This is a genomic window from Inquilinus sp. 2KB_23, from assembly GCF_052115705.1.
GTDB lineage: Bacteria > Pseudomonadota > Alphaproteobacteria > DSM-16000 > Inquilinaceae > Inquilinus > Inquilinus ginsengisoli_A.
This window is the reverse complement of sequence record NZ_JBFRHF010000018.1, coordinates 38,948-60,566: the sequence shown is the minus strand read 5'-3', so window position 1 is coordinate 60,566 and position 21,619 is coordinate 38,948. Positions and strand designations below refer to the sequence as shown.

Genomic DNA, 21,619 nt, shown 5'->3' with positions numbered 1-21,619 from the left:
GGAGCGGGGCGGCAGGATCATGAGACCGGTGGCGATCGCCGCCCTGGTTCTCTGCGCTCTGATCGGGTGGGTGTCGCCCGGCGTCGCCCAGACCACCGGCACATCGAACCCCTATGCCGCCCCGACCGATCCCGCGGCCCTGGAAGACCTGCTGAATGTGCATGAGAAGAAGCTGCTGCAGGAAGGCCTGATCTGGCTCGGCTTCTACAATGGCTGGGCGGACGGGGCCTTCGCCCGCGGCACCCGGGACGCGATCTGGCGGTGGCAGCAGGAGAACGACGCAACGCCCACCGGCCATATCGACGGGCCCCAGGCCCTCAAGCTCGCCGGCGTCGCGCTTTCGATCCGGGACAGCCTGGGCTGGGAGGATCTGTCCGACTCCAGAAGCAAGATCACTCTGTCCTATCCTTCCAAGCTGCTGGTGAAACGTCAGGATTCCGACAATGGCGGGCTGCTGCTGGACAGTTCGGACGGCGGCATTTCGCTGATGACCCTCCGGCTGACCGACATCAAGCCGGGCCAGATCGACAACCTGTACAATTCCCTCGCCAATGATGAGAAGTCGCAGGTCACCTACAACTTCAAGAAAACCGATCTGTTCATCATCAGCGGCAATCGGGGCACAGGCAAATTCTACGCCCGCTATGAGCAGCGCGGCTCCGAAATCCGCGGCTACGACCTGATCTGGGAAGGCGATCGCGACAAGGACATGGGTCCGATCTCGGTCATGATCTCGAACAGCTTCTATCCGTTCGGTTACGACGAGCCGCAGGAAGACCCGACCTATCCGACCCTGCAGGCCCTGCTGCAGAACGAGGATCAGAAGCGCGGAACCGAGCGAACCTCGCAGTCCGGCGGGTCGGCCCCCCGACAGCAGCCTGCCGAGGGCCAGGGGAGCGGGCAGGCTGCCGGGGCCACGGACCCCCGGAAGGGCGGGACCGTGTTCACCTATGACTACCAGCCGCCGAAAAGCCCGGAGCTGCAGCGCGCCTACGAGTTCGTGAAAGAGACCGACGCCCTGCGGCAGATCCCCGAGATCAGCGCCATGGACGGCATGTTCAAGATGCCGCGCCCGCTGCAGTTCGTCGCCGGCGAATGCGGGACGGTGAACGCCTTCTACTCACCCGACAATTCGGCCATCGTGCTGTGCTACGAGATGGTGGATTCCCTGGTGCGGGAAGGCCATGCCCTGGCCAAGAAGACCGGCGGCGGCTCCGACTTCCAGACCGCCTATGTGAAGCAGAATCTCCGCTTCATCATGCTGCACGAGACCGGTCACGCGCTGATCGACATCCTGGCCCTGCCTTCGACGGGTCGGGAGGAGGACGCGGTCGACCAGCTGGCGGCGGTGGTGATCATGCTGAACAACTGGGACCAGGAATCGACGGACCAGGTCGTCGCCAACCTCAAGCTGGTCGCGCTGTGGTTTTCGCTCCAGGGTGGCGGGGGCCAGGACGACGGCATGGCGCGCTACGCCGACGAGCATTCGCTGAGCGAGCAGCGCTACTTCAACCTGCTGTGCATCCTGTACGGGCGGGACCCGGAACGGTATGCCGAGATCGTGCAGAACGGACTGCTGCCCGAGGCGCGGGCGGGGCGCTGCCGCGCCGAGACCGTCAAGATCTTCGAAGCCTGGAGCACCCTGCTGATCCCGCATTTCGCCTCGGGCGTCCAGGGCGACACGGCCGAAGCGCAGCCCCAGCAGGAGGCTGAGCCGGAAGACCCGTACAAGACGCTGGGGAAGTAGATCCCCAGCCCGACAGTCCTACTGTCCATGCAAGGGCGGCTCCCGCAGGAGCCGCCCTTTTCATCGGTACGGGTAGCGACTGGTTACCGGTGGCCCCAACGGTCATGATCGGTGAACCAGGGACGACCATGATAGTGGTCGCCCCAGTAATGGCCGAAGTCGAACGTGATCAAGGGCACCCCGATCTGCGGGGCGACCTCGACCAGGCCACGGCGGCGGCTCTGGAAATCGGCCTGCAGGAAGCGTCCGGATACCCAGCCACGATCCGGCCCAACGCCGATGTCGCACCAGTCCCAGCCTCGCTGGCAGCCGAAGATCTCGACCGGCGTACCGGGCCGCAACCTCAGGACCGCCGGGTAGTCCCGCCCGGGGCCGGCCCGCAGGCTGAGCGAGGTTGTCGTGTATCCAGGCGCCGCATTCGCCGCCGGCGCCGCCAGGGCGGCGACGGCCAGCCCGGCAGCGGCGGCCAGGGCAAGCTTCCATCTCATCATTCGAACTCCAGGGATGGGATATCCCCCTTCGTTCGTCACAACGCAGCAGGACGCCGATCCGGTCGCCGGGAACTGCGGACGCGGCGCCTTGCCTCACCCTGCCCGCCCGGCCCTTTGGGCCGGCCAGTCGAATCAGCAGTCGGGCCGGTCAACCGGCTCGCTTGGCCGCGTCCAGGCCGCGGGACAGGTCGCGCTCGAGATCCTCGACCCCCTCCAGCCCGACCGACAGGCGCACCAGCCCTTCGGTGATGCCCATGGCGGCGCGGTCCGCCGCCTCCATCGCCCGGTGGGTGGTGGTGGTCGGGTGGGTGGCGAGCGACTTGGTGTCGCCGAGGTTGTTCGAGATGTCGACCAGCCGCAGCGCGTCGAGGAAGGCGAAGGCGGCGGCCTTGGTGCCGAGGTCGAAGGCGATCAGCGTGCCGCCGTTCTTCATCTGCCGCCGCGCCAGCGCGTGCTGCGGATGGCTTTCCAGCCAGGGATAGCGCACCGACTTCGCGCCGGGATGCGCCTCGACCAGCCGGGCCAGGCGGTCGGCGTTGGCGACCTGGCGCTCGACCCGCAGGCCCAGCGTCTCCAGCCCCTTGACCAGCACCCAGGCGTTGAACGGCGACATCGCCGGGCCGGTGTGCCGGTAATAGGGCAGGAAGTCGTCGGTCAGGAACTTCTTGTCCGACAGCACCGCGCCGCCCAGCACCCGGCCCTGGCCGTCGATGTGCTTGGTGGCGGAATAGATCACCACGTCGGCGCCGAGTTCGAGCGGCTTCTGGCCCAGCGGCGTGGCGAAGACGTTGTCGATGAAGACGCGGGCGCCGCCGGCATGGGCGATCTTCGACACCGCAGCGACGTCGACGATGTCGAGCGTCGGATTGGCCGGCGTCTCCAGGAACACCGCCCGGGTGTTCGGCCGCATCGCCGCTTCCCACGCCGCCAGGTCGCCACCGTCGACGAAGGTGGTGGTGATGCCATAGCGCGGCAGGATGACGTTGAGGATGAAGAAGCAGGACCCGAACAGCGCCCGGCTGGCCACCACATGGTCGCCCCCGCGCAGATGGCAGAACAGGGCGGTGAACACCGCCGACATGCCGCTGGCGGTGACGTGGCAGCCCTCGGCGCCTTCCAGCAGCGCCAGCCGCGTCTCCAGCACCTCCAGCGTCGGGTTGGCGTAGCGCGAATAGACGAAACCCGGCTCGTCCCCGGCGAAGCGCGCCTCGGCCGCGCCGGCGGACTCGTAGACGAAGCCCGAGGTCAGGAAGATCGCCTCGGAGGTCTCGCCATACGGCGTTCGTCGGACGCCGCCGCGGATCAGCGCGGTTTCCGGTCCGAATTCGTCTTCGGGCAGCTGCGGGGCTTGGTCTCGATCCATTCACCGACTCCTCGACTCGACCGGAGGCGGTGCGTGCGGGATCTGCGCGCAACCGACCTTTTAGCGAAGATTAGCGTGGCCGCAAGCCGGTCGGCTCAAATCACCACGGCCGTCCCGAAAGACGGCGAACCCAAGACTTATCGGCAAATCGGCGCCCGGGCAATGCGTTTCGCAGAACACCGTTGCGGCGACCGGACGCAGCCCGAGACCTAGGCGCCTGCCCTTTCCCTGCGCCGACACGCGGCGACCAGGATGACGAGCGCGGCGACCGCCACGGCGAGGTAGGCCAGCCCGATCGTCATGGCGCTCGAGCGGCTGCGGCAGGTGAGCACCGTGACCGTCGCGCTGCCGGAGTATTCCGCGGCGGTGGGAGTGTCCCAGGGGCTGACGGTGCCTGGGACGCAGTCACCGATCGCGAAGGCCGCCGCCCCCGGCAGCGCCGGTTCGACCATAGCGGCCGGATTGCCGGGGTCGGCCGGCGTCCAACCCCGGAGGTCATGCCGCAGGAACAGGACGGCCGCGGTCAGCACGAGGCCGATAAAGGCCAGCACGCCCCATGTCTTCATCGTCCTATCCCCCGCGCCACGAGACGGTAGCGGTGCCGCCCTCCTCCGCCTGCACCGTCAGCTCGGCCCCCACCTGTACCAGGCGCGGCCAGTCCTCGGCCGCGACCACCGCGATCGGCACCACCAGGCCGTACAGCTCACGCGCCACGATGGCGCCCAGCGCGATGATCAGGTCGCGCTCCAGCATCACGATCGCGGCCGGCCCGGTGCCGTTGCGGATCGCCTCGGCCAGCACGCTGCTGCTGGAGCTGGAGCCCTTGGCGCGCGTCATCAGCAGCACCCGGCCGCGCAGCGATGTGCCGCGGTCGGGGTGGCTCTCCTCGACGATCACGCCCTTGGCGGAATCATAGCCGCCCCAGAAGCTGAGCGGCGCGGACAACGCCAGCGGCAGCCCCCGCGCCTCTCCGGCCTCGACCGTCGCGGCCGGGATGCGGATCACCGGGTCAGTCATCGAAGACCACCGTGCCGCGCCGGGCCGAGGCGACGCATTCGGCCATGCTGCCATAGGCCACGCGCACGCCGATATTGGCCGGGGCGTAATGGGCCCATTTGCCGGAATTGGTCATCGCCACCCCGCCGACCTGGCGCAGGATCGGGGTGATGTAGGTGCAGGTGTCGATCACCAGCTGCACGCCCCGCGCCTGCAGCGCCGCCAGGCGGCCGGACCGCTCCAGCGCCTGCAGCACGAAGCGGCTGGTGTTGACGTAGAAATCGCAGCGCAGCGGCCCGGGATGGGCATCCAGCAGCCGCCCCAGCGTGTCGAACTCGGCTTCGGAGAAATGCGGCGTGCCGAGGCAGACGGCTGACAGCCGCTCGCCGCTCTGTGCCGCGCTGAGCTTGCGCCGCATCGCCAGCAGCTCGGCCGGTTCGACCCGCACGGTGCGCTGCGGCGCCCGGCCGCCCAGGGCCGCGGCGAGGCTGGGCGCCTCCGGCGTCACCCCGACGGCGTGGAACAGCGCCACCGCACCGGCCGAGGCGGCGGCCGCGCCCAGCGCCTTCAGCTCGTCCTCGGTGCTGTCGGCGGGCAGGCCGGTCAGCACCGGGATGGCCGCGCCGGTGGCGCCGCCGACCACCAGCCCGGCCAGGGCGAAATAGATGTCGCGGCCGACGCCCACCGCGGCCGGATCCGGCAGCTCGAACACCGCCTGGCCGAACCGGTTCGCCGCGACATGCAGCCCGGCATGCGGCGCCCGGCCGGTCAGCGCGGCGCAGAGGTCGACGAAGTCGCCATAGCGGTTGGTGCGGGCGCCGAGCACCGAATTGGCGAAGACGATGGCGTTGGATTCGGCCCAGGCGATCTGTTCGCCCAGACCCGGGCGATGGTGGTGCTGGTAGGGGGCGCAGGTGAAGGTCGGCTCGCAGCCCAGCGCCAGATGCGCCTCCATCAGCCGCCGCCCGGCCGTGCCCAGCGCCGCGTCGCCGCGGAACAGCTCGGGGTGGATCAGGTCGAGCGAGCCGACATTGAGGGTGGTGGGAATGCGCACCTTGCCGCCGGCACCGACCAGGCGGTCGACGAAGTCCAGGCTGGCCCGGCCGTGATACAGGCAGCCGTCGATATGGGCGCGGGTGACGTCGATCAGCTCCGTCGCGCCCATGACGGCGGCGGCGCGCGACAGGATCCGCATCGCCAGGGCCGCCGCATCGCCCTCGGCGCCGTCCAGCATCGCCCGGTCGGATTGCGAGAGGACCAGGCGATCCGTCACGCCGGGCATCCGTCCCGTTCGAGCGCGTAGAGCACGAAGGGCAGTTCGATACCCTCATAGATCCGGCGGTGGCCGCGGCACAGGTGGAAGCCGCGCGCCTCGTAGAAGCGGCGGGCGCGGTCGTTGTCGGCAAAACTCTCCAGCGTGCGGCAGCCGCGCGCCACGGCGTCGGCCAGCAGCGCCGATCCCACCGCCCTGCCCTGCGCCGCCGGGTCGACGAACAGCATGTCGAGATGGGCGCCGGTCATCAGCGAGAAGCCGAGCGGCGGCCCGTCTTTGCCGGCGACGGCGATGCGCAGATCGGCCAGGCGCGCGGCGAAGCGGCAGGCGAAATCCTCCGGCCGCTTGCGGTCCAGGATCTCGGGCGGAAGGATCGGGGCGAAGGCGGCCCGGGTGCTGCGCCACGCCACCTGGGCCAGCGCCGCCAGGTCGGCCGCCACCGGCGGCCGGATCGTCAGAGCCTCTGCCTTGGACGTTACCCCCGCCTTGGCCGTCACCGATGCATCCGTCATTCGCTGCCCCGCAGCCTGGGGTCGAGCGCGTCGCGCAACCCATCGCCGAGCAGGTTGAAACCGAAAGATGCCAACAGGATGGCAAGGCCGGAGAAGATCGAATCCCAGGGGCTCAGCAGCAGGTAGCTCCGCGCCTCCGCCAGCATCCGGCCCAGCGACGGCGTCGGCGGCTGGGTGCCGAGGCCGAGGAAGGACAGCGAGGCCTCAACCAGGATCGCGGTCGACAGCGCCAGGCTGGCCTGGACCAGGATGACGCTGGCCAGGTTCGGCAGCACGTGACGGTGCAGGATCCGCACCTCGCCGGCGCCGATGGCGCGGGCGCCGAGCACGTACTGGCTGCTGACGATCACCAGCGCCGGGCCGCGCAGCAGCCGGGCGAAGACCGGGACGTAGACGATGCCGATCGCCAGCGCGGTGGTGGTCGCGCCCGGCCCCAGCACCGCGACGATGCCGATCGCCAGCAGGATGATCGGGAAGGCGAACAGGATGTCCATCAGCCGCATGCCGATGCGGTCGACCAGCCCGCCCCGCAGCGCCGCGGCCACGCCCAGCCCGCCCCCGACCAGCAGCGCCAGCAGCACGGCGCTGGCGGCGGCGGCCAGCGAGGCGCGGTAGCCGTAGAGGATCCGCGACAGCACGTCCCGGCCGAACTGGTCGGTGCCGAGCCAGGCGGCCGCGCCCGGCCCCTTCATGCGCTGGATCACATGCTGGGCCAGCGGGTCGTCCGGCGCGATCCAGGGCGCCAGCACCGCCGCGCCGACCTGCAGCAGAACCAGGATCCCGCCGATCCAGACCAGGGGATGGCGCGGTGCGGCGATGCGGCGGCGCGACGGCGGAGCCAGGGTCTCGGGCAGGGGCGCGGTCATCTCAGGCCGATCCTGGGGTCGAGCACCGCATAGAGCAGGTCGGTGACGAAGTTGATCACCACGAATCCGGCGGTGACCAAGAGGATGGCGGCCTGGATCAGCGGGTAGTTGCGTTCCGCGATCGCGCCCAGCATCAGCCGGCCGAGGCCCGGCAGGGCAAACACCTGCTCGACCACGATGGCGCCGCCGAACAGGTAGCCGGCGGAGATGCCGAGCGCGGTGACGAAGGGGATCATGGCGTTGCGGAAGGCGTGGTGGAACACCACCGACCGCTCGCTGACGCCCTTGGCCCGGGCGGTGCGGATGTAGTCCTGCCCCAGCGCGTCGAGCATGGCGGAGCGGACGATGCGCGACAGCGAGGCCAGCACCGGCACGGCCAGCGCGATGGTCGGCAGCAGCATGCGCTGCAGGTTGCCGGCCGGGTCGTCGGCCAGCGGCACGAAGCCGATCGCCGGGAAGGCCGGGAAGACGCCGTGGAACAGGTAGATCAGCAGCGCGCCGAGCCAGAAGGACGGCACGGTGACGCCGGCGATGGTGATCACCCGCACCAGGTAGTCGCGGGCCGAGTTTCGGAAATAGGCCATCAGGCAGCCGGCCGGGATGGCCAGTGCCACCGAGACCGCCAGCGCCAGCACCGTGATTTCGATGGTCACGCCGATCCGCCCGCCGATCTCGCCCAGCACCGGCCGCCCGGTCCACAGGCTGGTGCCGAAATCGCCGGTCAGCAGCCCGCCGAGCCAGCCGAGATACTGGGTCACCATCGGCTGGTCGAGGCCGAGGCGCTGGCGCAGCGCCTCGATCCGGTCGGGCGTCACCTCGCTGTTGGCGCCGAGCATGATCTGCACCGCGTCGCCCGGGATCAGCCGGATCATCAGGAAGGCGACGATCGAGACGCCGAACAGCACCACCAGCAGGTCGACCAGCCGGCCAGTCAGGAAGCGGGCCACGGCGATGCCTCCTGAGCTCGGCGGATTGCTTTCATTCCTGTCATTGCCCGGCTTGACCGGGCAATCCAGGGGCCATCAAGAGCCGCTCTGGCCGCCCCTGGATGCCACGGTCAAGCCGTGGCATGACAAAGAAAGGACGGTCGCGCACCTTCATCTTCACTGCCCCACCCCATCACTGCGCCAGCGACGTCTGGCGCAGCGAGCGGGTCGAGCGGTTGCCGACGATCTGGTAGCCGGTGACGCCGTCACGCACCGCGGTGAACAGCTGGCCATAGACCAGATGCGCGATCGGCCCGTCGCAGGCCAGGCGCTTCTGCAGATCGGCGTAGATGTCGCGGCGCTTCGCCGGATCCAGCGTCGTCCGGCCATCGTCGAGCAGCTTGTCCACGGCCGCATCCGAATACTTGAACACGTTGGTCGACCCGGCGGTGTGGAAGGTGCGGAACAGGTAGCCGTCCGGGTCAACGCTGCCGCCATTGACCGAGGCGAAGATCTGGAAGTTGGAGTTGCGCCAATCCTGGATGAAGCTGCCCTGCTCCTGCACGTTCAGGGCGATGTCGAAGCCGGCGGCGTTGAGCTGGGCCTGCACCACCTGCGCGACGTCGACCACGTTCTGGTTCGACCCCAGCACCTTCATCTCCGCCTTCAGCGGCAGGGCGATACCCGCCTCGGCCAGCAGCGCCTTCGCCTTCTCCGGATCCGCGGCGTAGCAGGGGTAGTCGGCGACCGGCACCGCCCAGTCCTTCAGGGCCGGCGACAGCGGCCCGCCCGGCTGGCCCTTGCCGAAATAGGCGGCCTGGACGATCTGGGCCCGGTCGATCGCGGTGTTCAGTGCCTCGCGCACCTTCGGGTTGTCGAAGGGCGGCTTCGACACGTTCATGCCGACCAGGGTGTAGGACAGGTCCGGCGTTTCCAGCAGCGTGACGCCGGCCGTGCCGTCCAGCGTCGCCGCCGTGGTCGGGTCAACATTCGGCAGCATTTGGTAGGTGCCGCCGGAGATGCCGACCTGGCGGGTCGAGGCTTCGGGCACGATGTTGAACTTGACCGCGGCCAGCTTCGGCAGCCCCGCCTGCCAATAGGCGTCGTTCTTGGCCAGCAGCAGATAGGTGTCCGGCACCCATTCCTGCAGCTTGAACGGGCCGGTGCCGTCCGGCTTGCGCTGCAGGTCGACCCCGCCGGTCACCGCCGCGGCCGGCACGATCGAGATCTGCGGCAGGTTGGCGAGGAAGGGCGCCGAGGGCGTCGACAGCGTCACCGTCACCTGGCGGTCGCCGGTGGCGGCCACGTCCTTCACCATGTCGATGCGGCTGGCATAGGGCGAGCCGGTCTTGGGGTCGCGCACCCGGGCGAAGCTGGCGGCCACGTCGGCCGGCGTCACCGCCGACCCGTCATGGAACTTCGCCCCCGGCCGCAGGGTGAAGACATAGGTCAGCCCGTCGGCCGAGACGGTCCAGGATTCGGCAAGGTCGGGAACCACCTTGAGGTCCTTGTCGACCCCGGTCAGCCCCTCATAGATCACGCTGTTGACCAGCACCGTGGCGAAGGAGGTGGCGACATGCGGGTCCAGCCCGACCGGCGACTGGTCGGTCGCGATCTCCAGCGTCTGCGCCCGCGCCGCCGGAACCGCCATGATCGCCGCCGCGGCCACGGCCGCCAGAACCATCCGACCCATTTCCCTGCCTCCCCCGAATGCTGATTTCGAGCCAGTAAGGCGGGTTCGCCCGGCAAGGTCAACGCCCCGCCGGGAACCTTCCCTCTTCTAGGCCGCCCGCCTTCGGCGCTATCGTCGGGTGAATCGAGCGAGGAAGGCGAACACCATGACCGCAGCCCGGCGAATCGCGATCGGCCTGATGAGCGGCACCTCGATGGACGGGGTCGACGTCGCGGTGATCGAGACCGACGGCGACACCGTGTTCGCGCGCGGCGCCGCCTCGACCACGCCCTACACCGACGATGTCCGCAACGCCCTGCTGGCGGTGGCGCGCGACCCGGCGCGGGCCGAGCACGAGGCGCTGGCCGAGCTGTCCGCCGCGGTCACCGACCTGAACCTGGCCGCCGTGCGCCGGTTGCTGGACGAGGCCGGGCTGAAGCCGGAGGCGGTCGACGTGGTCGGCATGCATGGCCAGACCGTGCTGCACCGGCCGGAGCGGCGCTTCACCCGCCAGCTTGGCGACGGCGCCCGGCTGGCCGCGGCGCTGGGCATCCCCTGCGTCAACGACTTCCGCTCGGCCGACGTCGCGGCCGGCGGCCAGGGCGCGCCCTTCGCGCCGCTGTACCACGCCGCCCTGGCGAAGGGCCTGCCCCGGCCGGTCGCGGTGCTGAACCTGGGCGGCGTCGGCAATGTCACGGTGATCGAGGACGGCGCGATCACCGCCTTCGACACCGGCCCGGCCAGCGCCATGATCGACGACTGGGTGCAGCGCCACACCGGCGCCCGCTACGACGAGGACGGCCGCATCGCCGCCGGCGGCACGGTGGCTGAAGACCGTCTGGCCGCGCTGTTGGCCAACCCCTATTTCGACGCCCCGCCGCCGAAGTCGCTGGACCGCAACGACTTCCCGCTGGGGGCGGTCGACGGGCTGTCCCTGGCCGACGGCGCCGCCACTTTGGCCGCCTTCACCGTGGCCTCGGTGGCAGCCTCGCGCCGGCATTTCGCCGCCGCCCCGAAGCGCTGGCTGGTGACCGGCGGGGGCCGGCACAATTCGACGCTGATGGCCGGGCTGCGCCAGGCCCTGGGCGTGCCGGTCGACCCGGTCGAGGCGGTGGGCTGGGACGGCGACGCGCTGGAGGCGCAGGCCTTCGCCTTCCTCGCCGTGCGCTCGCTGGACGGGCTGCCGCTGAGCCTGCCCACCACCACCGGCGTGCCCCGGCCGATGACCGGCGGCGTGCTGCACCGCCCCCTGCCCCGCGCGGCGTGACCCTGCCCCACCAGTTGGACCGCACCGAATGACCCTCGCCGCCGCGGCCGATGCCGCCTTCGCCCTGGTCGACGAAGCCATCGATGCCGGCCGCATCCCCGGCGCCGTGCTGGGGCTGGTCACACGCGAGGGCGACCGCGCCATCCGCTTCGGCGGCCAGGCCGCCCTGGTGCCGGACCGGGCGCCGATGGCCGAGAATTCCCTGTTCGACCTGGCCAGCCTGACCAAGGTGATCCTGACCACCACCGAGGTGCTGCGGCTGGTGCAGGAGGGGCGGGTCGACCTGTCCGACCCGCTGGCGCTGCACCTGCCCGACCTGCGGCAGTACCAGCCCGACCATCCGGTGCGGCAGATCACCATCCGCCAGGCGCTGTCCCACCGCTCCGGCCTGCCGGCGGTGGAGCCGCTCTACACCTGGGGCAGCGACCCGGAGACGCTGAAGGCGCTGGTGCTGCAGAAGGACTGGGTGCTGGGCGCCGACCTCTATTCCGACGTCAACTACGTGCTGCTGGGCATCCTGGTCGAGCGGCTGCGCGGCAAGCCGCTGCGCGACCTGCTGCCACCGGGCGACTTCGCCGTCAGCCCCGGCCCGTCTTCCCGTGCCGTCGCCACCGAGCGCTGCACCTGGCGCGGCCGGGTGATGCGTGGCGAGGTGCATGACGAGAACGCCTTCGCCCTGGGCGGCATCGCCGGCCATGCCGGGCTGTTCGGCAGCGCCGCCGCGGTGCTGGACTTCGCCGAGGCCTTCCTGGCCGGCAAGGTGCTGCGCCCAGCCACGGTCGCCGAGGCCAGCCGCAGCCAGGGCGGGCCCCGCGGGCTGGGCTGGGAGGTGCGGTATGACGGCTGGTCCGGCGGGTCGTTGTGTTCGCCCGACACCATCGGCCACACCGGCTTCACCGGCACGGCGCTGTGGATCGACCTCGACCGCGGCCATGCCTGGACCCTGCTGACCAACCGGGTGCACCCGTCGCGCCATGTCGAGACCGGCATCCGCACCCTGCGCCGGTCGGTGTCGAATGCGATGGCGGCAGCCTGGCCGTTCTGAGAGACCGAGGCTGCCGCCCGGGCGCCGCCCTCGATTACAGCACGAAGTCGGCGGCGACCAGGGTCAGGGCGCCGGTCAGCGTCACGCTGAAATCGGCCACCCCGTCGCCATTGACGTCGCCGGCGACGGTGGTGACGGCGCCGGCCACGGTCGCCCGCAGCTCGCCGGCATGGTGGGTGAAGGCGGCCGCGCCGATGAAGGCGAAGGCCTGGTCGCCCGCCAGCGTGGTGTTGGCGTCGATCCCCGCCAGGTCGATGCGGTCAACCTGGGCATGGCTGAAATCGGTGATCAGGTCGGCGCCGGCGCCGACCGGGCTGTCGCCGATCGCGGCGTAGACGAAGCGGTCGGCCCCGATGCCGCCCGTCAGGCTGTCCTTGCCGCCGGCCCCGGTCAGCACATCGGCGCCGTCGCTGCCGAGCAGTGCGTTGGCCCCGGCATTCCCGACCAGCACGTCGTTGCTGCGGCTGCCGATCAGATTCTCGATGTCGGTCAGGGTGTCGCCCTGGGCATTGCCGCCGATACCGGTCCCGGTCGTCAGGTTGACTGTCACCCCGAGGACGCTTTCGCTGTACATCGCCAGATCGGTGCCGATACCGCCGTTCAGCACATCGGCGCCAACGCCGCCGCGCAGGGTGTCGTCGCCGAGCCCCCCATTCAGGACATCGTTGCCGTTGCCGCCGTCGATGCGGTCGGCGCCGTCGAGGCCGTTGACGGTCTGCCCATCGGCGACGCCGGTCAGGACGACCGTGTCGGCGCCGGAGGAGCCGCGGATCTCGTCGATGCCGGTGACCACGGCGCCGGTCAGGTCCACGGTGCCCGGGGCCGACAGGATCAACCGCTCGGGGCCGAAGCCGCCGATGATCCGGCTGAAGCCGTCGAGCTGCGCCGCCGTCAGGGTGACGTCGTTGCTGGCCAGGTCCAGCTCCTCGACATTGGCGATGATGGCCAGGCTGAGATTGACCGGCCCGCTGGCGCCGTTGACGGTGAAGTCGATCCGGTCGATATCGGCGCCGCCGTCGATGCGCTCGGCCAGGCCGCTGATGTCCGAGACCTGATGGAAGGCGAAGACGTCGTAGCCGACGCCGCTGCTGAGCGTGTCGGCGCCCTGGCCGCCATCGACGGTGTCGTTGCCGTTGCCGCCCGCCAGCGTGTCGGCGCCGTCGCCGCCGCCGAGGACGTCGTTGCCGTTGCCCCCCGTCAGCACGTCGTTGCCGGCCACGCCGTTGACGATCTGGCCGTCGGCGACCGCCGTCAGGGTGATGACGTCGTTGCCGGCCGAGCCGCGGATCTCGTCGATGCCGCCGATCGCGGCGCCGGTCAGGTCGGCGGTGCCGGCCGCCGACAGGATCAGGATGTCGGCCGCGAAGCCGCCGGTGAGGGTGGCGAAGGCACCCAACTGCGCCGCCGTGAGGGTCACGGTGTTGCCGTTGCCGGCGGTGTCGAGCTCCTCGATCCCGGTCAGCACCGCGAGGCTGAGATCGACCGCGCCGGAGGCGTTGAAGGCGGCGAAATCCAGCCGGTCGGCATCGGCGCCGCCGTCGATGTGCTCGGCCAGGCCGCTGATGTCCGAGGCCTGCTCGAAGGCGAAGCTGTCGGTGCCGATGCCGCCGGCCAGCGTGTCCGCCCCCTGGCCGCCACGGATGGTGTCATTGCCGTCGCCGCCGCTGATGCCGTCGACCCCGGCGCCGCCGACCAGGGTGTCGCCGCCCACGCCGCCCACCAGGGCATCGTTGCCGTCGCCGCCATTGAGGCTGTCGGCGCCGTCGCCCCCGGTCAGGCTGTCGTTGCCGCCGACGCCGTTGACGGCCTGGCCGTTGGCGACGCCGGTGAGGATGACGACGTCGTTGCCGGCGGAGCCGCGGATCTCGTCGATCCCGCCGATCGAGGCGCCGGTCAGGTCCGCGGTGCCCGCCGCCGACAGGATCAGCCGCTCGATCGCGAAGCCGGCAGTGATGGTGGTGAAGCCGCCCAGCTGCGCCGCCGTCAGGGTGACGACGTTGTCGTTCAGCGCCAACTCCTCCACGCTGGTCAGCGTGGCGTGGCTGAGGTCGATCGGGCCGCGGGCGCCGCCGACGGCGAAGTCCAGCCGATCGATGTCGGCGCCGCCGTCGATTTGCTCCACCAGGCCGTCGATCTCCGACGCGGCCTCGAACGCGAAGACGTCGTAGCCGACGCCGCCGCTGAGGTTGTCGGCGCCCTGGCCGCCGAAGATGGTGTCGTTGCCGCTGCCGCCCGAGATCGTGTCGACGCCGTCATCGCCATAGATCAGGTCGTTGCCCTCGGCGCCGGAGATGATGTCGGCGGCGGTGGTCACGCCCGTCACCTCATGGCCGCCATTGCTGATGTGCCCGTCGCCGGCGCGATGAATGAAATCGCCGGCGGAAGTCCCCGTTACGGTCGCCATGTCGAAATCCTTTCAAGGGCTATATTGCCGTCATCGGGAAATCGAGGGATTCGGCAAATGGCCGACGGCCCGCATGGTCGATGTCCCGAAGGTGTCTCGACCATAGCCGCCACAGTAATTGCGAGCAAATCGGCCAGATGTCCTAAGACCAGTCCTAGGACCCGTGACACCAGCAATCTCTGCACAATGGGAACAAGATCAAATAGCGTGCATTTTAAATCTTTCGTCTAAGAATTGCTTGTGGTCCACAGCGAGTAGATGGCGGCGATCCCGCCCGGACCGAATCACCCTGAGCCCGGTGAAGATTTTCCTCCTACGAATCGCCGGAGACCCGCCCCTGCCCTGGCCCGGCGACACCGCGATTGACACCCGATTCCGGCAGCTTCTTCCATGGGGACAATCGAACCGGCGCCTGGAGAAAGCCGGGTTTTTGTCCTGAATTGACCGCATCGAAGGGGGAACGTCGCATGAGATCCCGTCTCCTGACGGCCGGCACCGCCGCCGCTTGTCTGCTCTGGAGTGCGCATGCCATGGCCGACACCAAGACACCCACGCCGGACGAGGCCCGAGCCTTCGTGGCCAAGGCCGAGACCGATCTCGCGACCCTGGGCGAATACCTCAACAAGGCCTCCTGGGTCCGCGCCACCTTCATCACCGACGACACCATGTGGCTCGAGGCCAAGGCCAATGGCGAATGGACCGAGAAGACCACCGCCTTGGCCGAGGAGGCCTCGCGCTTCGACAAGGTCACGCTGGACCCGGTGACCCGGCGCAAGCTCGACATCCTGAAGCGCAACCTGGTGCTGCCGGCGCCCGACCGGCCGGGCGCCGCGCGCGAGCTGGCGGAGCTGAGCACCAAGCTCGACTCCACCTATTCGACCGGCGCGTTCCCCTACCAGGGCAAGACCCTGACGCTGAGCGACGCCGAGGACATCCTCGCCGCCTCACGCGACCCGGCCGAGACCAGGGCGGTGTGGGAAGGCTGGCACAGCATCTCGCCGGTGATGAAGCCGGACTACGCCCGGCTGGTGGCCCTGGCCAATGAGGGCTCGAAGAGCCTGGGCTATGCCGACACCGGCGCGCTGTGGCGGTCGGGCTACGACATGCCGGCGGACGACTTCGCCGCCGAGACCGACCGGCTGTGGGGCCAGGTCGAGCCGTTCTACCAGAACCTGCATTGCTATGTCCGCGGCCGGCTGAACGCCAGGTACGGCGATGCGGTGCAGCCCAAGACCGGGCCGATCCGCGCCGACCTGCTGGGCAACATGTGGGCCCAGTCCTGGGGCAACATCTACGACCTGGTGGCGCCGAAGGACGAGGCCTCGGGCTACAGCCTGGACAAGCTGCTGGTCGACCACGGCTACGACCCGACCAGGATGGTGAAGACCGGCGAGGCCTTCTACACCTCGCTCGGCCTGCCGCCGTTGCCCGACACCTTCTGGAAGCGGTCGCAGATCGTGCGGCCGGAGGGGCGCGACGTGGTCTGCCACGCCTCGGCCTGGGACCTCGACGACCGCGACGACATCCGCATCAAGATGTGCACCAAGGTGAATGGCGAGGATTTCTACACCGTCCACCACGAACTCGGGCACAACTTCTACCAGCGCGCCTACAAGGATCAGCCCTACCTGTTCAAGAACGGCGCCAATGACGGGTTCCACGAGGCGATCGGCGACTTCATCGGCCTGTCGGCGCTGACCCCGACCTACCTCAACCAGATCGGCCTGCTGGACAAGGTGCCCGGCGCCGAGGGCGACATCCCGTTCCTGCTGAAGATGGCGCTCGACAAGATCGCCTTCCTGCCCTTCGGCCTCTTGGTCGACCGCTGGCGCTGGGAGGTGTTCGCCGGACAGGCGACGCCGGATCATTACAACGACGCCTGGTGGGCGCTGCGCCTGAAGTACCAGGGGCTGGTGCCGCCGGGGCCGCGCCCGGCCGACGCCTTCGACCCCGGCGCCAAGTACCACATCCCCGGCAATACGCCCTACACCAGGTACTTCCTGGCGGCGATCTACCAGTTCCAGTTCCAGCGCGCCGCCTGCAAGCAGTCCGGCTGGACCGGCCCGCTGCACCGCTGCTCGACCTACGGCCAGGCGGAGGTCGGCAAGCGCTTCGCCGCGATGCTGGCGATGGGCCAGTCGAAGCCCTGGCCGGACGAGCTGGAGGCCTTCACCGGCGAGCGGAAGACCGATGCCAGCGCCGTGGTCGAATACTTCACGCCGCTGAACGACTGGCTGACGGAACAGAACAAGGGCCAGAGCTGCGGCTGGTGATCCTCCCGCAGCCTTGCGATCGCCGTTCCTTTTCCTGTCATTGCCGGGCTTGACCCGGCAATCCAGGGGCCACCAAGAACTGCTCTCGAAAGCCCCTGGATCCTCGGGTCAAGCCCGAGGATGACAGAGAAGGACGGCGGGGGCTCTCGCCCCCTCACACCACCTTGACGTACCAGTCGAAGTCGAGCGGTGGGACCTGGGCGTTGAAGCGGCGGTATTCGGCCAGCTTGATCTTGGCGAAGGCGTCGACGAAGGCGTCGCCGAGATAGTCCCGCATCAGCGCCGAGGCGCGGAAGTCGCGGATCGAATCCAGCCAGTTCGGCGGGATGTCCGACGCCGGCGTCCCGTAGCCGTTGCCGGTCACCGGCGGTCCCGGATCGCGCTGGTCCAGGATGCCCCGGTGCATCCCGGCCAGTGCCGCCGCCAGCGCCAGATAGGGGTTGGCGTCGGCGCCTGCCACCCGGTGCTCGACATGCTTCGCTGCCGGCGGGCCGATCGGCACGCGCAGCGCCACCGTGCGGTTGTTGACGCCCCAGGTCGGCGCCAGCGGCGCGTAGCTGAGGGTCTGGAACCGGCGGTAGGAGTTGGCGTTGGGCGCGAACACCAGCATGCCGTCCCGGATGGTCGCCCCCATGCCGCCGATGGCGTGGCGCAGCAGGTCGTCGCCGCCCTCGGCCGCGAAGCGGTTGTTGCCCTCGCCATCCGCCAGGCTGATGTGCAGATGGGTGCCGTTGCCGGATTCCCCGGCATAGGGCTTGGCCATGAAGGTGGCCTCCATGCCATGGCGGCGGGCCACGGCGCGGACCACGCGCTTGTACATGATGGCGTCGTCGGCGGCGCGCAGCGCGTCGGGGCGGTGCTTCAGGTTGATCTCGACCTGGCCCGGCGCGTATTCGCTGATCGCGGTGTCGGCCGGCAGGCCCTGCACCGCGCAGCTGGCGTAGAGGTCGGCGAGGAAGTCGCCGAGTTCGTCGAGATCGGCGATGCCGTAGGCCTGCTTGCCGGTGCTGGAGCCGCGCGGCGGGATCGGCCGCCCGGTCTCGCGCCACGACCCGTCGAACAGGTAGAACTCGAGCTCCACCGCCACCACCGGGTGCAGGCCGTCCGCCGCCAGCCGCGACACCACCCGGGCCAGCACCTGGCGCGGGTCGTAGGCCGACGGCCTGCCGTCGAGTTCGAACAGGGTCAGCAGCACCTGGGCCGAAGGCTCGGCCTTCCACGGCACCGGCACCAGCGTGCCGGGGATAGGCCGGGCGCTGCGGTCGGCGTCGCCGTCCTCCCACACCAGGCCGGTCTCCTCGACATCGGCGCCGGTGATGTCGAGGCTGATGATCGAGCCGGGCATGAAGCGCCCGCTGCGCCAGATTCGTTCCAGCTCGCCGACCGGGATGCGCTTGCCGCGCTGCACGCCGCAGGCATCGGTCAGCAGGATGTCGACGAAGCGGATGTCACGGTGCCGGGCCAGAAAGTCGAGGCATTCCTGGGCGGGATCGGCGGCGCTGGTCTTCGAGGTCGCGTCGGGCATGGCCGATCCTCCCTCAGGCGTGGCCGGCCAGCGCCGCGGCGCAGGCGTCGAAGGCGTGCAGGAAACGGGCGATCTGCTCCTCCGTCGTGGCCGGGCTGGTCAGCATCATGTTGTGGAACGGGGCGATCAGCACGCCGCGGTTGATCAGGAACAGGTTCACCAGCTGCTCCAGCTCGGGCCGCATCGCCGCCGCGGCCTCGCCGCCGTTGCGGTAGGGGGCCGGGGTGAAGTGGAACTCGACCCGGGCGCCGATCTGGGTGACGTGCCAGGCCAGGCCATGGCGGGCGATCGCCGCCTCCAGCCCCCGGGCCAGGTGCCGGGCCAGCGCGACCATGCCGGCATAGGCGGCATCGGTCATCACCTCCTCCAGCATCACCCGCAGGGTGCGCATGGCCAGGGCGTTGGCCGACAGGGTGGTGCCCATGCCGCTGTGGCCGTGCGGCACGCCTGCCTGGACATGGCGCATCCGCGATTCGACCGCGGCGGTGAAGCCGTAGACGCCGCAGGGGATGCCGCCGGCGATCGGCTTGCCGAGGGTCAGGAAATCGGGCTCCAGCCCATGGGCGCGGGTCCAGCCGCCGGGGCCGGTGGAGATGCTGTGGGTCTCGTCGATCACCAGCAGCGTGCCGTGCCGGCGCGTCAGATGGCGCAAGGCGGCGTGGAAGCCCTCGTCGGGCAGCACCATGCCGATATTGGTCAGGGCCGGTTCGGTCAGCACGCAGGCGACATCGCCCGGCGCCAGCGCGGCCTCCAGCGCCGCCACGTCGTTGAACTCGACCACGCGGGTGTTGTCGGTCAGGTCGATCACCTGGCCCAGCAGGCCGGGCCGGTGCACCGGACGGCCGTCGACCAGGCGGACGAAGGTCTCGTCGACCGTGCCGTGGTAGCAGCCGTTGAACACCAGAATCCTGGACCGGCCGGTGATGGCGCGGGCCCAGCGCAGCACGAAGCGGTTGGCGTCGGTGGCGGTGGTGGTGACCTGCCAGAACGGCAGGCCGAAGCGGCTGGCCAGCGCCTCGGCGGCGGCGATCCCGTCCTCGGTCGGCAGCATGGCGGTGACGCCGCGGGCGATCTGGTCGGTCACCGCGCGCACAACGGGTTCCGGCGAATGGCCGAACATCGACCCGGTGTCGCCCAGGCAGAAATCGGTGTAGCGATGGCCGTCGGCGTCGACCAGCTCCGCGCCCTTGGCTTCGGCCATGAACAGCGGAAAGGGCGTGGCCCAGTCGCGCATCCAATGCAGCGGCACGCCGCCGGGAAAGGCCTCTGCCGCCCGGTCTGCCAGGCGCCGCGAGACGGGGTTCGCCGCTGTGTAGCGATCGAGCTCCGCCCGCATCAGGCCCTCGATCACCTTGCCCGCATGGTTCATGTCCTGCCTCCCTCCTCGGTGTGTTGGCGCCGGAGAGATTAGGGGGAGGCGGGGACGACCGGAACCACCCCATGGCGCGGGACGGCCACAGCTTCGGCTGCATGGCTCCGCCGCCCGCCATGCGGGAATCACCGGCGTCCTGCGGCACGCATCGAATCAGGGGTGAGGGCTGGAGCGGGTGAAGGGAATCGAACCCTCGTCGTAAGCTTGGGAAGCTTCTGCTCTACCATTGAGCTACACCCGCAGCGCCGTCGGTTATAGGCGAAGCGCCGAGGACGTTCAAGGCGGGAACTCCACGACTTCGCGTTGCCTCTCGCGCGTGGCGGGAGAGGTCGGACACCGTTAGGATGCCCGGGTGAGGGCCGGCACCGGCCCGGACAGCCATGGGATTGGGATGAGCGGCGAGATCGCGGTGATGATGGACCTGCTGGCGCGGCTGCCGGGGCTGGGGCCCCGGTCGGCCCGCCGCGTCGCGCTGCACCTGCTGCGCCACCGCGACACGGCGATGCGCCCGCTGGCGGCGGCGCTGGACGCCGCGGCGCGGGCGATCGTGCCCTGTTCGATCTGCGGCAACCTGGACACCAGCGACCCCTGCCCGATCTGCACCGACCCCACACGGGACATCGGGGTGATCTGCGTGGTCGAGCAGGTGGCCGACCTGTGGGCGCTGGAGCGGGCGCGCGCCTTCCGTGGCCGCTACCACGTGCTGGGCGGCACGCTGTCCGCGATCGACGGTATCGGGCCGGACGACCTGTCGGTGCCGCAGCTGGTCGCCCGCGCCCGCGAGCCCGGGGTGACCGAGGTGATCCTGGCGCTGAACGCCACGGTCGACGGCCAGACCACGGCGCACTACCTGGCCGAGAAACTGGAGGGCACCGGCCCCGCCGTCACCCGTCTGGCCCATGGCGTGCCGGTGGGCGGCGAGCTGGACTATCTCGACGACGGCACCCTGGTCGCCGCCCTGCGCTCGCGCCGAGGGCTGTAGCCCGCCGGTCCGTCAGGCGGCCGCCGAGGCGCGCCGCAACTCGACGTCCAGATTGCCGAGCATCTCGGTCCAGCCGGCCTTGTGGTTCTCGGGCAGGTCGTGGCCGTCGAGGAAGGCGCCCTGTTCGGTGAAGACCAGGCGGCAGCCGGCACCTGCGGGGTGGAACTCCACGGTGGCCAGCCCGGCGAACAGCCGCTTGTCGCCGCAGGTCATGGTGTCGGCGGTGACGATGCGGCGACCCGGCACGATGTCCTGGTAGCGCGCGTCGTTGACATAGACGTCGCCGCCGGCCGGGCCGAAGCGGCAGATATTGCCGCCGCCGACCCGGAAGTCGAAGCGGTCGAAGCCGACCTGCCAGCCCTCGCCGGGGGATCCCCAGCGCAGCAGCGCCTCGGCCGTCGACCAGGCGGCGAAGACCCGGGCCGGGGTGGCGTTGTAGGTCCGCTCCAGGACGAAGGTGGAATGGGTGACGGATCGTTCGGTCATGGCGTGCTCCCTTGCTTGGGGTCTTCCGGGGTTTCGTCGAGAAAATCGCCGAGGCGGTCGAGGCGGCGCTCCCACAGCGTCCGCCGGTCGCCGATCCAGGATTCGGCCGTGCGCAGCGCCGCCGCCTCGATCCGGCAGGTGCGCACCCGCCCGGCCTTCTCGGACCGGACGAGGCCGCTGGCCTCCAGCACCGCGAGGTGCTGCATCACCGCGGACAGGGTCATCTCCAGCGGCTTGGCCAATTCGCTGACCGAGGCCGGCCCGCGGCACAGCCGCTCCACCATCAGCCGCCGACCGGGATCGGCCAGGGCCTGGAACATGAGATCGAGCGGGGCGGTTGATTGGTAAAGCATATCCTTAAGTATCATGGTCGGCGGCGACCCGACAAGAGATAGTTTAGAGATTGCTTTAGTGTTCAA

The 21,619-nt window shown here is 70.0% G+C and carries 19 protein-coding genes, 1 tRNA gene and 1 riboswitch; of the genes, 5 read left to right on the top strand and 15 right to left on the bottom strand.

Going from position 1 to position 21,619, the window contains the following annotated elements; translation table 11 throughout:
• The first annotated feature begins 28 nt into the window (after nucleotides 1–28).
• Nucleotides 29–1,747, top strand: a complete 1,719-nt coding sequence (locus tag AB4112_RS22380; protein ID WP_441723146.1) for a DUF4344 domain-containing metallopeptidase — start codon at nucleotides 29–31, stop codon at nucleotides 1,745–1,747.
• Nucleotides 1,748–1,830: 83 nt separating this feature from the next.
• On the opposite strand, the gene AB4112_RS22375 is transcribed toward AB4112_RS22380, so the two are convergent.
• The 9 genes from AB4112_RS22375 to AB4112_RS22335 all read right to left on the bottom strand — a co-directional run bounded on the left by AB4112_RS22375 (nucleotide 1,831) and on the right by AB4112_RS22335 (nucleotide 9,867).
• Nucleotides 1,831–2,235, bottom strand: a complete 405-nt coding sequence (locus AB4112_RS22375) for an SH3 domain-containing protein (RefSeq protein ID WP_309798632.1) — start codon at nucleotides 2,233–2,235, stop codon at nucleotides 1,831–1,833.
• A gap of 151 nt (nucleotides 2,236–2,386) precedes the next feature.
• Complete coding sequence (metZ, locus tag AB4112_RS22370; RefSeq protein ID WP_309798630.1) at nucleotides 2,387–3,601, bottom strand: O-succinylhomoserine sulfhydrylase; 1,215 nt, start codon at nucleotides 3,599–3,601, stop codon at nucleotides 2,387–2,389.
• A gap of 40 nt (nucleotides 3,602–3,641) precedes the next feature.
• Nucleotides 3,642–3,718: riboswitch (SAM riboswitch) on the bottom strand.
• Nucleotides 3,719–3,810: 92 nt separating this feature from the next.
• On the bottom strand, nucleotides 3,811–4,167 hold the full coding sequence (locus tag AB4112_RS22365) for a hypothetical protein (RefSeq protein WP_309798628.1): 357 nt from the start codon (nucleotides 4,165–4,167) through the stop codon (nucleotides 3,811–3,813).
• A gap of 4 nt (nucleotides 4,168–4,171) precedes the next feature.
• Complete coding sequence (locus AB4112_RS22360; RefSeq protein ID WP_441723143.1) at nucleotides 4,172–4,618, bottom strand: aconitase X swivel domain-containing protein; 447 nt, start codon at nucleotides 4,616–4,618, stop codon at nucleotides 4,172–4,174.
• Nucleotides 4,611–5,870, bottom strand: a complete 1,260-nt coding sequence (locus AB4112_RS22355; RefSeq protein WP_441723141.1) for an aconitase X — start codon at nucleotides 5,868–5,870, stop codon at nucleotides 4,611–4,613. Before AB4112_RS22355 ends, AB4112_RS22360 begins: the two co-directional genes overlap by 8 nt.
• Complete coding sequence (locus AB4112_RS22350; protein WP_441723139.1) at nucleotides 5,867–6,382, bottom strand: GNAT family N-acetyltransferase; 516 nt, start codon at nucleotides 6,380–6,382, stop codon at nucleotides 5,867–5,869. The genes AB4112_RS22355 and AB4112_RS22350 overlap by 4 nt, the downstream gene beginning before the upstream one ends.
• A complete protein-coding gene (locus AB4112_RS22345) occupies nucleotides 6,379–7,248 on the bottom strand; it encodes an ABC transporter permease (RefSeq protein ID WP_441723137.1) in 870 nt (289 codons plus the stop codon). The genes AB4112_RS22350 and AB4112_RS22345 overlap by 4 nt, the downstream gene beginning before the upstream one ends.
• On the bottom strand, nucleotides 7,245–8,195 hold the full coding sequence (locus tag AB4112_RS22340; protein ID WP_441723135.1) for an ABC transporter permease: 951 nt from the start codon (nucleotides 8,193–8,195) through the stop codon (nucleotides 7,245–7,247). The genes AB4112_RS22345 and AB4112_RS22340 overlap by 4 nt, the downstream gene beginning before the upstream one ends.
• Before the next feature lie 172 nt (nucleotides 8,196–8,367).
• A complete protein-coding gene (locus tag AB4112_RS22335) occupies nucleotides 8,368–9,867 on the bottom strand; it encodes an ABC transporter substrate-binding protein (protein ID WP_309798614.1) in 1,500 nt (499 codons plus the stop codon).
• Nucleotides 9,868–10,012: 145 nt separating this feature from the next.
• Here AB4112_RS22335 and AB4112_RS22330 point away from each other — a divergent pair, with 145 nt between their 5' ends.
• Both AB4112_RS22330 and AB4112_RS22325 read left to right on the top strand, forming a co-directional pair.
• The gene (locus tag AB4112_RS22330; protein ID WP_441723133.1) at nucleotides 10,013–11,113 is read left to right on the top strand and encodes an anhydro-N-acetylmuramic acid kinase; all 1,101 of its coding nucleotides are present in this window, start codon (nucleotides 10,013–10,015) and stop codon (nucleotides 11,111–11,113) included.
• A 28-nt stretch (nucleotides 11,114–11,141) separates the two neighbouring features.
• Nucleotides 11,142–12,158 (top strand): serine hydrolase domain-containing protein, encoded by a 1,017-nt coding sequence (locus AB4112_RS22325; protein ID WP_441723131.1) that lies wholly within the window; start codon nucleotides 11,142–11,144, stop codon nucleotides 12,156–12,158.
• Nucleotides 12,159–12,192: 34 nt separating this feature from the next.
• Here AB4112_RS22325 and AB4112_RS22320 read toward each other — a convergent pair whose 3' ends face one another.
• Nucleotides 12,193–14,562, bottom strand: a complete 2,370-nt coding sequence (locus AB4112_RS22320; protein ID WP_441723129.1) for a beta strand repeat-containing protein — start codon at nucleotides 14,560–14,562, stop codon at nucleotides 12,193–12,195.
• Between the two features lie 467 nt (nucleotides 14,563–15,029).
• Here AB4112_RS22320 and AB4112_RS22315 point away from each other — a divergent pair, with 467 nt between their 5' ends.
• A complete protein-coding gene (locus tag AB4112_RS22315; protein WP_441723127.1) occupies nucleotides 15,030–16,835 on the top strand; it encodes a M2 family metallopeptidase in 1,806 nt (601 codons plus the stop codon).
• Between the two features lie 154 nt (nucleotides 16,836–16,989).
• Here AB4112_RS22315 and AB4112_RS22310 read toward each other — a convergent pair whose 3' ends face one another.
• The 3 genes from AB4112_RS22310 to AB4112_RS22300 form a co-directional block, all read right to left on the bottom strand.
• Nucleotides 16,990–18,360, bottom strand: a complete 1,371-nt coding sequence (locus AB4112_RS22310; RefSeq protein ID WP_441723125.1) for a glutamine synthetase family protein — start codon at nucleotides 18,358–18,360, stop codon at nucleotides 16,990–16,992.
• Between the two features lie 13 nt (nucleotides 18,361–18,373).
• On the bottom strand, nucleotides 18,374–19,729 hold the full coding sequence (locus AB4112_RS22305) for an aspartate aminotransferase family protein (RefSeq protein ID WP_441723124.1): 1,356 nt from the start codon (nucleotides 19,727–19,729) through the stop codon (nucleotides 18,374–18,376).
• A gap of 170 nt (nucleotides 19,730–19,899) precedes the next feature.
• A tRNA-Gly gene (locus AB4112_RS22300) sits at nucleotides 19,900–19,973 on the bottom strand.
• Between the two features lie 150 nt (nucleotides 19,974–20,123).
• Here AB4112_RS22300 and recR point away from each other — a divergent pair.
• On the top strand, nucleotides 20,124–20,714 hold the full coding sequence (gene recR, locus AB4112_RS22295) for a recombination mediator RecR (protein WP_309798602.1): 591 nt from the start codon (nucleotides 20,124–20,126) through the stop codon (nucleotides 20,712–20,714).
• 12 nt (nucleotides 20,715–20,726) lie between these two features.
• On the opposite strand, the gene AB4112_RS22290 is transcribed toward recR, so the two are convergent.
• A complete protein-coding gene (locus AB4112_RS22290; RefSeq protein ID WP_309798600.1) occupies nucleotides 20,727–21,200 on the bottom strand; it encodes an SRPBCC family protein in 474 nt (157 codons plus the stop codon).
• Entirely contained in the window at nucleotides 21,197–21,553 is a 357-nt protein-coding gene (locus tag AB4112_RS22285) for an ArsR/SmtB family transcription factor (RefSeq protein ID WP_441723121.1), read from the bottom strand. Before AB4112_RS22285 ends, AB4112_RS22290 begins: the two co-directional genes overlap by 4 nt.
• Nucleotides 21,554–21,619 lie beyond the last annotated feature (66 nt).